Source organism: Arthrobacter sp. PL16 (genome assembly GCF_035985055.1).
In the GTDB taxonomy this organism is placed as follows: Bacteria; Actinomycetota; Actinomycetes; order Actinomycetales; family Micrococcaceae; genus Arthrobacter_D; species Arthrobacter_D cheniae.
Genome location: NZ_JAXCIC010000007.1, coordinates 1 through 15,706, shown reverse-complemented (window position 1 = coordinate 15,706; position 15,706 = coordinate 1). Strand labels below are relative to the sequence as shown.

Annotated in this window: 7 protein-coding genes; 6 read left to right on the top strand and 1 reads right to left on the bottom strand. The window is 67.0% G+C overall.

All coding sequences use genetic code 11. The annotated features are described in order from the left end of the window. Positions 1-122 precede the first annotated feature (122 nt). The 3 genes from cysS (at position 123) to glgX (ending at position 4,843) form a co-directional block, all read left to right on the top strand. Positions 123-1,589 carry a cysteine--tRNA ligase gene (gene cysS / locus RCH21_RS13655; RefSeq protein ID WP_326964863.1) on the top strand — a complete coding sequence of 489 codons (1,467 nt, stop codon included), beginning with the start codon at positions 123-125 and terminating at the stop codon, positions 1,587-1,589. 143 nt (positions 1,590-1,732) lie between these two features. Then, entirely contained in the window at positions 1,733-2,716 is a 984-nt protein-coding gene (gene rlmB, locus RCH21_RS13650; RefSeq protein ID WP_326964862.1) for a 23S rRNA (guanosine(2251)-2'-O)-methyltransferase RlmB, read from the top strand. 9 nt (positions 2,717-2,725) lie between these two features. Further along, on the top strand, positions 2,726-4,843 hold the full coding sequence (gene glgX / locus RCH21_RS13645; RefSeq protein ID WP_326964861.1) for a glycogen debranching protein GlgX: 2,118 nt from the start codon (positions 2,726-2,728) through the stop codon (positions 4,841-4,843). A gap of 109 nt (positions 4,844-4,952) precedes the next feature. Here the strand turns inward: glgX and glgP are convergent, their stop codons facing one another. Beyond that, positions 4,953-7,565 carry an alpha-glucan family phosphorylase gene (gene glgP / locus RCH21_RS13640; protein ID WP_326964860.1) on the bottom strand — a complete coding sequence of 871 codons (2,613 nt, stop codon included), beginning with the start codon at positions 7,563-7,565 and terminating at the stop codon, positions 4,953-4,955. Between the two features lie 131 nt (positions 7,566-7,696). Between glgP and RCH21_RS13635 the strand changes: the two genes are divergently transcribed. The 3 genes from RCH21_RS13635 to glgB are packed head-to-tail and all read left to right on the top strand — an operon-like array spanning position 7,697 to position 15,329. After that, positions 7,697-9,736 (top strand): alpha-1,4-glucan--maltose-1-phosphate maltosyltransferase, encoded by a 2,040-nt coding sequence (locus RCH21_RS13635; protein ID WP_326964859.1) that lies wholly within the window; start codon positions 7,697-7,699, stop codon positions 9,734-9,736. Further along, complete coding sequence (gene treS / locus RCH21_RS13630) at positions 9,736-11,502, top strand: maltose alpha-D-glucosyltransferase (RefSeq protein ID WP_120148491.1); 1,767 nt, start codon at positions 9,736-9,738, stop codon at positions 11,500-11,502. Before RCH21_RS13635 ends, treS begins: the two co-directional genes overlap by 1 nt. Then, positions 11,502-15,329, top strand: a complete 3,828-nt coding sequence (glgB, locus tag RCH21_RS13625) for a 1,4-alpha-glucan branching protein GlgB (RefSeq protein WP_326964858.1) — start codon at positions 11,502-11,504, stop codon at positions 15,327-15,329. The genes treS and glgB overlap by 1 nt, the downstream gene beginning before the upstream one ends. Positions 15,330-15,706 lie beyond the last annotated feature (377 nt).

Here is a 15,706-nt window from a genome sequence, read left to right as displayed (position 1 = left end):
AACCGGAGGTTGCGGCCGCAGGGGCTGGAAGCCGCGGGGTAGGAGGACCCAGGTTCACGGCCCGGAGGATGGAGGGCGCAGCATCGGGAAGGGTGCGGGCGACCGCCGGGTAATCTGGACCGGTGAGCCTGCGATTCTATGACACAGCCCGCGCCGAGGTGCGCCCGTTCGAGCCGATCGAAGCGGGCAGGGCGAGCCTGTACTACTGCGGTGCGACGGTGCAGGGCATGCCTCACGTGGGGCATGTGCGGTCTGCTATCGCCTTCGACCAGCTCACCCGCTGGCTCGAGGCGCGGGACCTGCGCGTCACGGTCGTCCGGAACGTGACGGACATCGACGACAAGATCCTCGCGAAGTCCCAGGATTCGTTCCGTGAGGGAGCCGCAGGGGCGGACCCGTCGGTGGTCCCGGAGGAACCGTGGTGGGCCCTCGCCTACCGCTTCGAACAGGAGTTCCACCGGGCCTACGCCGCGCTCGGAGTGCGCCGCCCCACCTACGAGCCGCGAGCCACCGGCCACATCCCCGAGATGCACGCCCTGATCCAGCTCCTCATCGACCGCGGCCACGCCTACCCCGCACCCGACGCGTCCGGAGACGTCTACTTCGACGTACGCTCCTGGCCCGCCTACGGCAGCCTGACCCGCCAGCACATCGATGACATGCAGGCAGCGCCCGACGCCGACCCTCGCGGCAAGAAGGATCCGCGCGACTTCGCGCTGTGGAAGGGCTCCCAGGAGACCGATCCGGTGACGGCATCCTGGTCGAGCCCGTGGGGTACCGGCCGCCCCGGCTGGCACCTCGAGTGCTCGAGCATGGTGACGAAGTACCTCGGCACGGAGTTCGACATCCACGGTGGCGGACTCGATCTTCGATTCCCGCACCACGAGAACGAGATGGCCCAGTCGCAGGCCGCCGGCCATGCTTTTGCCCGGTACTGGATGCACAACGGCATGGTCACCTTCGGCGGCGAGAAGATGTCGAAGTCCATCGGCAACACGGTGACCCCGCAGGAGATGATCGACGCCGCCGGTCCCCGCGTGGTCCGGTACTACCTCGGGCAGGCGCACTACCGCTCCGTACTGGACTACCGCGAGACCTCCCTGCAGGAGGCCGGTGCAGCGGTGGCCCGCATAGACGGCTTCATCGGCAAGGCAGCGACCCGGGTCGGCTCACCTGGCCCCAGGTCCGTCCGCGCCGCCGACCTACCCCCGGCATTCGCGGACGCCATGGACGACGACCTCAATGTGCCGCAGGCCCTCGCGGTGCTCCACACCACGGTGCGCAGCGGCAACACCGCCCTCTCCGCAGGCGATGACGCCGCCGCGGCAGCCTGCCTGGCCGCCGTCGTCGGCATGACCGGCGTCCTCGGACTCGACGACGCAGGGGAGGCCGCAGGAGGTGGCACAGCGGACGCGGCACTGTCGAAAGCACTCGATACCCTCGTCGGCGACCGCATCGCGGAGCGCATCGAGGCCCGGACCGCGCGGGACTGGGCTCGGGCCGATGCCATCCGCGACGCCCTGGCACGTGCCGGGGTTACCCTCGAGGATTCCGCCGAGGGCGCCCGCTGGTCCTTGTCGGGGGACTAGTTGCGGTGGCAGCGCTGCAGTTCGAACGCCGCTCCACCCGCCTTTTCGAGGCTCCGACGACGGCAGGACGGGATGTGCGGGGGCTTCTCGCCCGCTCCGCGTAAACTGGAGGCGATTCTTCTTCTATATAAAGGTGTTTTTCCATGGCCAGTCACGGACGTCCAGGCGCGGTTCGCAAGTTAAAAAAGGGCCCCACCATCGGCACCGGCGGACACGGACGCAAGTCGCTCGAGGGTAAGGGCCCCACTCCCAGGGCGGAGGACCGCCCGTACCACAAGGCGTACAAGAACAAGGAGCTGGCGGAGCGCTCGGAGGCCAAGCGTGGAGGCGGCAAGAACGCCGGCACCGGTCGCACCAAGGGCAAGGCCGCCGAGGAGGCCGTCACGGGCCGCAACTCCGTCGTGGAGGCCCTGCGCGCAGGTATCCCTGCGAAGGCCCTGCATGTGGCGATCCGCATCGAGATGGACGACCGCGTCCGTGACTCGCTCAAGATGGCTGCGGAGCGCGGCATCCCCGTGATGGAGACGGGCAAGGCGGAGCTGGACCGCATGACGGACGGCGCTGTGCACCAGGGCCTCATGCTGCAGATCCCGCCGTACGAGTACGCAGACGCGCTCGACCTCGTGGATGAGACCATCGAGCGGTTCCGGCGCGGGCACATCGGGAACGCCCCCCTCTTCGTCGCCCTCGACGGCATCACCGACCCCCGCAACCTCGGCGCCATCATCCGCTCCGCCTCGGCCTTCAGCAGCCACGGCGTCATCGTGCCCGAGCGCCGCTCGGTCGGCGTGACGGCATCGGCCTGGAAGACCAGCGCCGGTGCCGCCGTCCGCGTACCCGTCGCCCGCGTCGGCAACCTCAATTCAGCGCTGAAGTCCCTCAAGGAGAAGGGCATCTTCGTCCTCGGCCTGGACGGCGATGGCGATGTCTCGCTGCCCGAACTGACCCTCGGCCGTGATCCCATCTGCATCGTCGTCGGTTCGGAGGGCAAGGGCCTCTCCCGGCTCGTCCGCGAGAACTGCGACCAGATCGTCTCCATCCCCATCGACTCCGCCATGGAGTCGCTCAATGCTTCGATGGCGGTGGGCATCACGCTGTACGAGGTGTCACGCCAGCGTTCGTCCTGACCCGTCGCCATGACGCAGCAGGCACCGTCGCATCCGCGAGGCTCCCGGGAGTTCCCGCTGGGGCTCCACTCCATCAGGGCCGGACGGGGACAGGACGCCCATGCGAATGCGGCGGTCTGGGCCCCGGCGATCGCCTCCATGGATGTGCACTGGCGCCGTGAGGACGGCGCGTGGGCCTCGGAGACCCTTGTGGGTCTCGACGGCGGCGTGCACCACGGCGTGGTTGGTCCCGTGCATCCCGGCGCCCTGTATGCGTTCTGGCCCACCGGCGAGGACCTTCCGGGCGCCATCGGCGAGACCCAACTGCTCCTGGACCCGTACTCCCGCGCGATCGAACCGATCGACACGGAGTCGGGGACCGACGAGCCGCCGTCGCGCTCCTACTACTCCGTGTTCCTGGAGCACGAGTTCGACTGGGGGATGAGCGAGCGTCCCGGAACCCCGTGGCGCGACACCGTCATCTACGAGGCGCACGTCAAGGGACTCACGAAGTTGCACCCGGACGTTCCCGAGGCACTGCGGGGGACCTATGCGGGGCTTGGCCATCCCGCGATGGTCGGGTACCTGCGGGACCTCGGCGTGACAGCCGTCGAACTCCTCCCGGTCCACTTCCACATCGACGAGCCGCACCTCGAGCCCCTGGGCCTCAGCAACTACTGGGGCTACAACACGCTCGGGTTCTTCGCCGCGCATACCGACTACGCGACGGTGGCAGCGCGGGAAGCGGGACCCGGAGCGGTCCTCGACGAGTTCAAGGGCATGGTCAGGGCCCTCCACGAAGCCGGGCTGGAGGTCATCCTCGACGTCGTCTACAACCACACGGCCGAAGGCGACCAGCATGCGCCCGCCCTCTGCTGGCGGGGTCTCGGCGATCTCGACTACTACAGGCACGACGACGCCGGCCGCTACGTGGACACGACCGGCTGTGGGAACACCCTGAACTTCTCCGAACCCCGCGTCGTCGAGTTCGCACTCGACTCGCTGCGCTACTGGGCCGAGGAGTGCCACATCGACGGTTTCCGGTTCGATCTCGCCGTCACGCTGGCCAGGGACGAGCGCAATTCGTTCACGCCGAGGCATCCCTTCCTGTTCGCTGCGGGAGCGTCGAAGGCGCTGCGCGGCACCAAGCTCATCACGGAGCCCTGGGACATCGGGCCGGATGGCTGGCAGACGGGGCGGTTCCCCGTCGGGTGGGCCGACTGGAACGACCGCTTCCGCGATACGGTGCGCGACTTCTGGCTCCGCGATATCGCGTCGATAGCCGGCGGTGGCGCGGGATCCTCGCCCGGACGCCTGGCGGGCTGCCTCGCCGGATCGGCCGACACCTTTGCGGCATCCGGCCGGAGCGCCCTGGCCTCGGTGAACCTCGTGACGGCCCACGACGGGTTCACGCTCGCGGACCTCACGGCCTACGAGCGCAAGCACAACGAGGCGAACGGCGAAGGCAACCGCGACGGACACAACGACAACCGCAGCTACAACCACGGTGCGGAGGGCCGGACGGAGGACGAGACCATCCTCGCCGCCCGCGAGAAGAGTGCCCGCAACATCATGGCGTCCCTGCTCATCTCGCTGGGTGTCCCGATGCTGACGGCCGGGGACGAGTTCGGCCGCACCCAGGGCGGCAACAACAATGCCTACTGCCAGGACACCGAGCTCGGCTGGGTCCACTGGCCCGACGACGCCGCGTCACGGCGGATGCTCGAGTCCACACGGACGCTGCTGTCCATCCGGCGCGACTTCCTGGCTGGGCAGCCGCCCACGTTCCCGTCCCGCAGCGACCAGTCGACTCTGCTCTGGTTCAGCGCCGCGGGACTGCCGATGACCGCGTCCGAGTGGAACGACCCGCGGACCAGGACCGTGCAGCTGCTCCTCGGGTCCACGGGCGGCACGGTCAACGGGCTCGTCGTGATCAACGGATCGCTCGAGGACACGCGCATCCATCTGCCCTCCGCCTGGATCCTGCAGGGCGAGGGCGTCGAGGGGGAGCAGCCGCGCTGGTTCAGCCGCACGTTCGACTCGGCGGATGGTGCCATCGTCGAGGGCACCGTCGTCGAGCACCCCCGGCTGCGCTCGGGCGAGGCGGACACGGTTGCGGGTGACTCGGTGCGGATGTACCGCTGCTGAGCGCCCGAGTGGAGCAGTAGGCGCTCACGCCACTGGTTCCACATGACGAAGCCCGGGGATTTGTGGTCCCGGGCTTCGTCATGTGGGCCCTTGAACAGGCGTCCGCCCGTCAGGCGTTGACGACAAGTCCCAGTTCGGCCTTCGTCACCAGGGTCGAGTGCTTCGGGAGCACGCGCACCGTGTAGCCGAAGGACCCGGAGTGGTCGATCCGGATATCGCCCGTGAACAGGTAGCGTCCGCTGCCGAGGTTCTCGGCGACGTCGAGGTCCTGGACGATGACGTCGCTCAGCTCGTCACTCTCGAGGGCTCGCCCGAAGGCCACCTCGACGGCGACGTCATCGGGGTTCAGTCCCCCGAGGGACACGTAGGCGCTGACGCTGAGGGAGTCACCGATCTGCGGATCCTCCGAGACGCCCGTGGAGTCCACGTGTTCCACCTGCACGGCCGGCCAGCTTCCCTGGACGCGTGAGCGCCAGGCGGCGGTGCGCTTCGCGAGCGAGAAGGAGTCGGCCACGGCTTCCTGCCCCGCACGCCAGGCCGGACGGTACAGCTTCTCGACGTAGTCCTGCAGCATGCGCTCGGCGGACACCGCCGGGCCCAGGGTCGCCATCGTGTGCTTGATCATCGCGATCCACTGGTGCGGGACGCCGTCGCGCGAGGGCTCCGACGGTCCGGCGGCTCCGGCGCCCTCAGCAGGAACCTGCGAGTAGAAACGTGGTCCCACCTGTGTCTCGAGGAGGTCGTACAGGGCTGCCGCCTCGATGTCGTCGCGCTCGTCGGCCGAGGCGCCGTTGTTGGCCGTCGGGATCGCCCAGCCGTTGTCGCCGTCGTACATCTCGTCCCACCAGCCGTCGAGGACGGACAGGTTCAACCCACCGTTGATCGCCGACTTCATGCCGGACGTGCCACAGGCCTCGAGCGGACGCAGCGGGTTGTTGAGCCAGACGTCGCAGCCCGGGAAGAGGATGCGGGCCATGGCGATGTCGTAGTTCGGAAGGAAGACGATGCGGTGGCGTACCTCGGGATCGTCCGTGAAGCGGACGAGGTCCTGGATCATGCGCTTGCCCTGCTCGTCGGCGGGGTGTGACTTGCCGGCGATGACGAGCTGGATCGGGTGCTCCGGGTGGAGGAGGAGCGCCTTCAGCCTGGCCGGGTTGCGCAGCATGAGCGTGAGGCGCTTGTAGGTCGGCACGCGCCGCGCAAAGCCGATCGTGAGGATGTCCGGGTCCAGCACGGAGTCCGTCCAGGCCAACTCTGCGTCGGCCGCGCCGCGCTTCTTCCAGGAGGAGCGCAGGCGCCGGCGGACGTCGTCGACCAGGTTGGAGCGAAGACTGCGTCGCAGCGCCCAGATCTTCGTGTCCGGGACGTCGTAGACCTTGTTCCACTGGGGATCGAGGACCGACTCGGCACCGAAGTTCGAGAGCGCGAAGTCGGCGATCTCCGGATCCACCCAGCTCGGTACGTGCACGCCGTTCGTGACCGAAGTGATCGGCACCTCGTGGGTGTCGAATCCCGGCCACAGGCCGGAGAACATGCCGCGTGACACCTCACCGTGGAGCTTTGCGACACCGTTGGCGCGCTGCGCGAGGCGCAGGCCCATGACGGCCATGTTGAATTTGGTCGGGTCCCCGTCCGTGTAGTTCTCCGCGCCGAGCGCCAGAACGCGATCGGTGGGCACGGCAGGCGCAAGGCCGGCGTGGAAGAAGTGCTCGATCTGTGAACGCTCGAAACGGTCGATACCCGCCGGGACCGGTGTGTGCGTCGTGAACACCGTGGATGCTCGCCCGGCAGTGAGTGCTTCCTCCCAGCTCATGGGCGCCTCGTTCGAAGGGTCCATGAGTTCGCGGATGCGTTCGATGCCGAGGAAGCCGGCGTGTCCCTCGTTGCTGTGGAAGACCTCGGGCGCGGGCGTGTCCGTCAGGCGCTGGAAGATACGCAGCGCCTTGACGCCGCCCATGCCGAGAAGGAGCTCCTGCTGCAGGCGCTGGTCCCCGCCCCCGCCGTAGAGCCGGTCGGTGACGTTGCGGGCGGCGTCGTCGTTTTCGGCGACGTTGGAGTCGAGGAGCAGGAGGGGGACGCGGCCGACGTCCGCGCGCCAGATGTGTGCGGAGAGCTGGCGCCCGTTGGGCAGCGGAAGCACGACCGTCGCGGCCGAGCCGTCCTCCTCGCGGAGCAGGGTCAGCGGCAGTCCGTCCGGGTCGAGGACCGGATAGGTCTCCTGCTGCCAGGCGTCACGCGACAGGGACTGCTTGAAGTACCCGGCCTGGTACAGCAGTCCGACGCCCACGAGGGGGACGCCGAGGTCCGAGGCGGACTTGAGGTGGTCACCGGCGAGGATACCCAGTCCGCCGGAGTACTGGGGGAGGACGGCGCTGATGCCGTACTCGGGGGAGAAGTAGGCGATGCTGCGGGGAGCGTCCTCGCCGAGGCCCTGGTACCAGCGCGGTTCGGTCAGGTAGCTCTCGAGGTCGGCTCCGAGTTCCTGGATGCGCCGTACGAGCTTCTCGTCGCCGGCGAGCTGATGGAGCTTCTCGCGGGTGACGGAGCCGAGGAAGGACACCGGATCATGGCCGCTCTCTTCCCATGCGGCGGGATCGATGTCCTCGAAGAGCCGGGAGGTCGGCAGATGCCATGACCAGCGCAGATTGCCCGCGAGTTTGCCGAGCGGGGCGATGCTCTCGGGGAGGACGGTACGGACAGTAAATCTGCGGATGGCCTTCACCCCGATTACGCTAGCGCACTTGCCAGGCCGAGTGGAGGATCACCGCAACCGCTTGCGTAATACGGAGTCGGCCTTGCTGCTACGCAAAGCTCCCTTAGCAATTCAGGCCATTACTCGCTAACGTCGTACGCGTGACGACCACTAGTGACCAGAACCGAAATGCCCAGTATCCCGATGGTCTGCGTTTCGGCCGGATTCCCATCACGGCCGTCAGCCCCGTGGTCGAGGACGGCCGTTTCCCCGCGAAAGCAATTCCCGGCTCGGACATCGCCGTCGGCGCGACGGTCTTCAGGGAAGGCCACGACCAGCTCGGAGTATCCGCAGTGCTTTACGATCCCCGCGGCAAGGAGGTGCAGCGCGTCCGCATGACACCGGTCGGGTCCGGGCTGGACCGCTGGGCCGGTACCCTGACCCCGCGTGCCAAGGGCCTCCACACCTTCACCATCGAAGGATGGTCCGATGTCTTCGGCACCTGGGAGCACGACGCCACGATCAAGATCGCGGCGGGCGTCGACGTCGAGCTCATGCTTGCCGAGGGTGCCGCCCTCTTCGCGCGTGCGGCAGAGGAGCGTACCCCGAAGGATGCGGCACTGTTCCGCCGCACCTCGGAGGCCCTGGCCGACACGACGCAGAGCGTCGAGGCACGACTCGCCGCCGGCCTGTCACCCCAGATCCACGAGGCCATCGCGCGCCGGCCCATCCGCTCTCTCGTGACCGCGTCCGCCTCGTACCCCATCAACGTCGAGCGCGAGCTGGCAGGCCGGGCCGCCTGGTACGAGTTCTTCCCCCGGTCCGAGGGCGCCACCTACGACCCCGAGACGGCGCAGTGGACCTCCGGGACGTTCCGCGAGGCCACGAAGCGCCTCGATGCCATCGCGGCGATGAACTTCGACGTCGTCTACCTGCCGCCCATCCACCCGATCGGTCGCACGCATCGCAAGGGACCGAACAACACCCTGACCGCGGGTCCCGCCGATCCTGGCTCCCCCTGGGCCATCGGCTCCGCTGACGGTGGCCACGACGCCATCCATCCCGACCTCGGTACCTTCGAGGATTTCGACGCGTTCGTCGCCAGGGCTGCCGAGCTGAACCTCGAGGTCGCCCTCGACCTCGCGCTGCAGGCATCGCCGGACCATCCCTGGGTGCAGACCCACCCGGAGTGGTTCACCACGCGGGTGGACGGTTCGATCGCCTATGCGGAGAACCCCCCGAAGAAGTACCAGGACATCTATCCCATCAACTTCGACAACGATCCGAAGGGTCTGTCGAAGGAGGTCCTGCGGATCGTCCTGATGTGGATCCAGCACGGCGTCAAGATCTTCCGCGTGGACAATCCCCACACCAAGCCCGTGCAGTTCTGGGAGTGGCTGATCGCGAAGGTGAACAAGAAACACCCCGACGTCATCTTCCTCGCCGAGGCGTTCACTCGTCCGCCGATGATGCATGCCCTGGGACGGGCAGGGTTCCAGCAGTCGTACTCGTACTTCACGTGGCGGAACACGAAGACAGAGCTCGAGGAGTACTTCACCGAGATCAGCAAGGTCTCACCGGCCTACTTCCGCCCGAACTTCTTCGTCAACACCCCTGACATCCTGACCGAGTTCCTTCAGTACGGTGGACCCGCGGGCTTCAAGATCCGCGCGATCCTCGCGTCGATGGCCAGCCCGCTCTGGGGGGTCTACTCGGGTTACGAACTGTTCGAGCACGTGGCCCGCCCGGGTGCCGAGGAATCGATCGACAACGAGAAGTTCCAGTACCGGCCGCGGAACTACGCCGCGGCCGAGGCCGAAGGTCGCTCCCTGGCACCGTTCATCACCCGCCTGAACGCCATCCGAAGGTCCCACCCCGCCCTCGGGGACCTCGAGAACCTCAGCATCCATACCAGCTCGGACCCCGCCACCGTGGTCTTCGTCAAGCAAAAGCGGACGGCAGAGGGCAAGGACACGATCATCGTCGTCGTGAACGTGGATCCACACAGCACCAGGGAGAGTACGGTATCGCTCGGCCTGCATCAGCTCGACCTCGATGCGGCCGACATCGACGAGAACGGTACGTTCCAGGTGGACGACCTCATCACGGGTCAGACCTTCGCCTGGGGCGAGCACAACTACGTCCGCCTGGACCCCCATGTGGAGCCCGCACACATTCTCTCAATCAGGAGGCAGCACTAGTGCCCAACCCCTTCCAGCTCCACGCACCTGGACTGGCCCATGATCCCCACTGGTACCGCAAGGCGGTCTTCTACGAGGCCCTGGTCCGAGGATTCGCCGACGCGAACGGGGACGGCTCCGGTGATCTGTCCGGACTGATCGAAAAGATGGACTACCTCCAGTGGCTCGGTGTGGATTGCCTCTGGCTACCGCCGTTCTTCAAGTCGCCACTTCGCGACGGCGGCTACGACATCTCGGACTACTACGACGTGCTCGACGAGTTCGGCTCCCTCAGTGACTTCAAGCGCCTCGTCGCCGAGGCCCACGCCCGGGGCGTCCGCGTCATCATCGACCTGCCCGTGAACCACACCTCGGACCAGCACCACTGGTTCCAGGAATCCCGCAGCGACCCCGAGGGCCCGTACGGCGATTTCTACGTCTGGAGCGACACCGACGAGAAGTACGAGGATGCCCGTATCATCTTCGTCGATACGGAGGAATCGAACTGGACGTTCGATCCCGTGCGCCGCCAGTTCTTCTGGCACCGTTTCTTCAGCCACCAGCCCGACCTCAACTTCGAGAACCCCAAGGTGCAGGAGGCGATCTTCGACGTCGTGAAGTTCTGGCTCGACCAGGGCATCGACGGCTTCCGCGCGGATGCCATCCCGTACCTCTTCGAGGAGGAGGGCACCAACTGCGAGAACCTCCCGAAGACGCACGAATTCCTGAAGCGCCTGCGCGCGATGGTGGACGAGAACTACCCTGGACGCGTCATCATCGCCGAGGCGAACCAGATGCCGGATGAAGTGGTGGAATATTTCGGCGACGAGGATGCACCCGAGTGCCACATGTCCTTCCACTTCCCCATCATGCCGAGGCTTTTCTACGCCCTGCGGGACCAGAAGGCCGCCCCCATCATCGAGACGATGAGGGACACCCCGGACATCCCCGCCGGCGCACAGTGGGGTACTTTCCTCCGCAACCACGATGAGCTCACGCTCGAAATGGTGACCAACGAGGAACGCGAGGCGATGCTCGGCTGGTACGCACCCGATCCCCGCATGCGTGCAAACGTAGGTATCCGCCGCCGGCTCTCCCCGCTGCTCGACAACTCGCGGGCCGAGGTGGAGCTGATCCACTCATTGCTGCTGTCGCTTCCGGGCAGCCCGTTCCTGTACTACGGCGACGAGATCGGCATGGGCGATAACATCTGGCTCGAGGATCGGGATGCGTCGCGCACCCCGATGCAGTGGAACCCGGACCGGAATGCCGGCTTCTCTCCGGTGGATCCGGGCAAGCTGTACCTCCCAGTCGTCCAGTCGCTGGTGTACCACTACAACCACGTCAACGTGGAGGCACAGCTGGCGACGTCGAGTTCGTTGCTGCACTGGGTCCGCCAGATGCTCGCCGTCCGCAAGGCCCACCCTGCCTTCGGGCTCGGGAGCTACCGCAACGTTCCCGTCGACTCGGAGAACGTCCTGGCTTTCCTGCGGGAGATCGAGGAGCCCAATACCGAGGGCGAGCCCGCGGAGGCTGTGTTGTGCATCTTCAACCTCTCGCAGCACCCCGTAGCGGCGCGGATGCACCTGCCGGAGTTCGCGGGCCGCGGCCTGCGCGATCTCTTCGGTGGGGCGATCTTCCCTGCGTTCGCGCAGGACGGCGAGATCACGCTGACGCTCGGCAGCCATGACTTCTTCTGGTTGCGTGTCCGCTCGGCGCACTCGAACGTGTCCTCGCCGCACACCCAGGCGATGCCCGTCATCCCCCTCCCGGAGGCGATCAGATAATGGCCACCCACATACCCTTCATCCCGGAGGTCCTCACCGAATGGCTTCCGTCGCAGCGGTGGTTCCCGGCCAAGGCGCAGTCCGTGGAACTGACGGTGGTCGGGGGGACAATCCTGGAGGATCCGACGGGCGCGGCCGGGTTCGAGGTGCATTTCCTCGCCGTCGAGTCCGGTCGGCGCACCGACGTCGTCAGCGTGCCGATCAGCTATCGCCGTGCACCGCTCGACGATGCCGCGGCAGGCCTGATCGGCCAGGTCGAGCACCCCGAGCTCGGTATGCGATGGGCCTACGATGCAACGCACGACGCCGAGTTCGTGCGCCTGTGGGTGGACTTCATCCTGACGGGCGGCAGTACGCCGGACGGACGCCTGAAGGGTGTCGCAGTCAAGCCGCCTGCACACCAGGAGGCCGGGGTGGCCCAGCCCGTCAAGGTACTCCAGGGCGAGCAGTCGAACACCTCGGTGGTCTACGGTGCCGGCCCCGGCTCCATGATCGTGAAGTTCTTCCGGGTCCTTGCCGCCGGCGAAAGCCCTGACGTGCAGATCAGCGCCGGGCTCACCGCCGGCGGGTCGACGGACACACCGGACACGTTCGGGTGGGTCACCGGCGAGTGGCAGCAACCACACGGCGAACCCGGGGGCCATGTCACCGGCCACGTCAGTGTCCTGCGCGACTTCGTCGAGGGAAGCACCGATGCCTGGCGCACGGCATCGCAGTCTGCTTCTACCGCCGCCGACTTCACCGAGGAGGCGCGTGGCCTGGGCCAGGCCGTGGCCCGCATCCACAAGCAGCTCGACCGCGCCTTCGGCAGCCGTACGGCCACCGACGCCGAGGAGAAGGAATTCAAGAACGCGCTCGCGGACCGCATCCGCTGGGCCTGGGAGGAAGCCGGCGGCGTCGTCGGGCCCCTGGGTGCCGAAGTCGACAGCATCCTGCGCGACATCGAGGGTCTGAAGGATATTCCGCCGCTGCAGCGCATCCATGCGGATCTCCACCTCGGTCAGGTCCTGCAGGCACCCGACGGCACGTGGCTCATCATCGACTTCGAGGGCGAGCCGCTTCGTCCCACTGCCGAACGCAGCGTCCCGGACGTCCCTGTGCGGGACATCGTCGGCATGGTCCGTTCACTCGAGTACGCTGCTGCGTCGCGAGGGGCGGCTCCGGTCGGCTCACCCGAAGCAGCGGCGACAGAGCAGTGGTCCGACGCCGCCCGCCAGGCCTTCCTCGAGGGCTACTCACAGGAGAGTGGCACGCCCGTCGAGACCGACGGTCCACTCTTCCGGGCCCTTTGGCTCGACAAGGCCCTGTACGAGGTCGTCTATGAAATCCGCAACAGGCCGGACTGGGTCGAGATGCCCGTCCGCGATGTCCGACGCGCCCTGGGTGCACAGCCCGGCGCGGACGCTACGAAAGCAGCTGACATGAAATCTTCGAAGAAGGCCGGACCGGGCGAGGGCACAGGCGACAAGAAGTTCGCCGCCAAGGCGGCCGAGGCCGTCGCTGGAACGGCGAAAGCCGTCGCCGACAAGGCGAGGAACGCCACCGCGGGTCTGGCCGAGAAGGCAAAGGACGCCGGCATTACGCCGTCGGCCTCCGCTGGGTCTGCGTCGGCCGCTGGTTCTGCGCCCGCTGCGCCGGCCGCCATGGTGCCGGTCGAGGTGGAGCAGTCCATCCTCCACCAGGTGTCCGAGGGCGCGTACCGCCAGCCGCATGCCGTTCTAGGGGCTCACCTCAGTGACGACGACGTCGTCACGATCCGCACGCTGCGGCCCCTGGCGCGGTCGGTCGTCGTCCTCACAGGCACGGGCCGCACCGAGCTGCGGCACGAACACAACGGCATCTGGGTCGGCGCCCTGCCGGCCGAAACACCTGGCCACGTCCCCGACTACCGGCTCGAGGTCACCTACGACGGCGAGCCGATCACGGTCGATGACCCGTATCGCTTCCTGCCCACACTCGGCGAGATCGACATGCACCTGATCGGCGAAGGCCGGCACGAGACGCTGTGGACCGCGCTCGGCGCACACGTCCGCCATTACTCGTCCCTGCTCGGCGATATCGAGGGTGTCTCCTTCGCGGTCTGGGCGCCGAACGCCCGTGCCGTGCAGGTCATGGGCGACTTCAACGGCTGGGACGGCAGCGTCCACGCCCTGCGCACGCTCGGGAGCTCCGGCATCTGGGAAATCTTCATTCCCGGAGCCGGCGCGGGCACCTGCTACAAGTTCAGGATCCTGGCTAACGACGGCCAGTGGCGCGAGAAGGCCGATCCCATGGCCCGCGGCACGGAGATCCCGCCGCTCACGGGTTCCAAGGTCGTCGAGTCGACCTACACGTTCGGGGACGACGAGTGGATGACGGCACGTGCAGCCGGCGATCCCCACAACGGCCCCGTGAGCGTGTACGAGGTGCACCTCGGGTCGTGGCGTCAGGGCCTCGGGTACCGGGAGCTGGCCGAGCAGCTCGTCGAGTACGTGTCCTGGCAGGGCTTCACGCACGTAGAGCTGATGCCGGTGGCGGAGCACCCCTTCGGCGGATCCTGGGGCTACCAGGTCACGTCCTACTTCGCGCCGACGTCGCGCTTCGGTTCGCCGGACGACTTCAAGTACCTGATCGACCGACTCCACCAGGCCGGCATCGGTGTCTTCATGGACTGGGTTCCCGCCCACTTCCCGAAGGATGCCTGGGCGCTTGCCAAGTTCGACGGCGGCACCCTGTACGAGCACGGCGATCCCTTCCTCGGCGAACATCAGGACTGGGGCACCCTGATCTTCGACTTCGGCCGTCGGGAAGTCCGCAACTTCCTCGTCGCCAACGCCCTGTACTGGCTGGAGGAGTTCCACATCGACGGACTGCGCGTCGACGCCGTCGCCTCCATGCTCTACCTCAACTACTCGAGGGAGGAAGGCCAGTGGCGGCCGAACAAGTTCGGCGGCCAGGAGAACCTCGAGGCCATCTCCTTCCTCCAGGAGGTCAACGCGACCGCGTACAAGCGGGCGCCGGGCATCGTCATGATCGCCGAGGAGTCGACGGCGTTCGACGGCGTCACCAGGGCCACGAGTGCCGGCGGCCTCGGCTTCGGCATCAAGTGGAACATGGGCTGGATGCACGACACCCTCGAGTACATCTCCGAGGATCCGATCAATCGCGTTCACCACCACGGCAAGGCCACGTTCTCCATGGTCTACGCCTACACCGAGAACTTCATGCTGCCGATTAGTCATGACGAGGTGGTGCACGGCAAGGGTTCCCTCCTGCGCAAGATGCCGGGCGACCGGTGGCAGCAACTCGCCAACGTGCGCGCGTACCTCGCCTTCCAGTGGGCGCATCCCGGGAAGCAGCTCATCTTCATGGGGTCGGAATTCGCACAGGAGGCGGAATGGGCCGAGCACCACAGCCTTGATTGGTGGCTCACGGAGACGCCGTCCCACAAGGGGGTCCAGGAGCTGGTGCGAACCCTGAACACGATCTACAAGGAGACGCCGGCGCTGTACGCGCGGGACAACGAGCCCGCCGGCTTCCAGTGGATCGACGAGAACGACGGCGAGCACAACACCTTGTCCTTCATCCGATGGGATCACCAGGGGAATCCGCTGGTCTGCATCGCGAACTTCGCAGGGGGTCCGCACGAGGGCTTCCGGGTCGGGCTTCCCTGGGCGGGAGAGTGGACCGAAGTCCTCAACACCGACTCCGAGGAGTTCGGCGGCTCGGGGGTCGGCAACAGGGGGTACGTCACGGCGCAGGAGGGCGCGCACAACGGCCAGCCTGCTTACGGCGACGTCCGGGTGCCGCCCCTCGGCGTCCTGTACCTGAAGCCGGCGACCTCCTAGGCGCCGGCCGGATCGACAGCGGCGGACGTCCTCGCAAGAGGGCGTCCGCCGCTGTTTTACATCTGGCAGGGGCGGTGTTAGTGTTTATATCCGCGCTGAAGAAGTCATCTGGTCGGCCGACAACCACAGTACTGAGGGTCAGGCTCCACCCGTATGGGTAGAGCAGGGAACCGAGGGGTGTGGGAACGGGCCGATTTGGAGAACGGAAGCGGTGCGGGTAAGCTTGTAAAGTTGCTTCGGAGCGATAACGCAGTGTTTTGGTTGTGTTGGGTGCCGGTAGTGCCTGTTGTTTGAGAACTCAATAGTGTGCCAAGTTTGTTGATACCGATTGTTTTTTGATTGGTTGAATTTGCTGGTTGCTGCGCATTCCGTGTGTG

Bases quoted from the DNA above. Each gene is read 5' to 3' on its own strand.
- glgX (WP_326964861.1), top strand. From the start codon at position 2,726: ATGACGCAGCAGGCACCGTCGCATCCGCGAGGCTCCCGGGAGTTCCCG.
- glgB (WP_326964858.1), top strand. From the start codon at position 11,502: ATGGCCACCCACATACCCTTCATCCCGGAGGTCCTCACCGAATGGCTT.
- rlmB (WP_326964862.1), top strand. From the start codon at position 1,733: ATGGCCAGTCACGGACGTCCAGGCGCGGTTCGCAAGTTAAAAAAGGGC.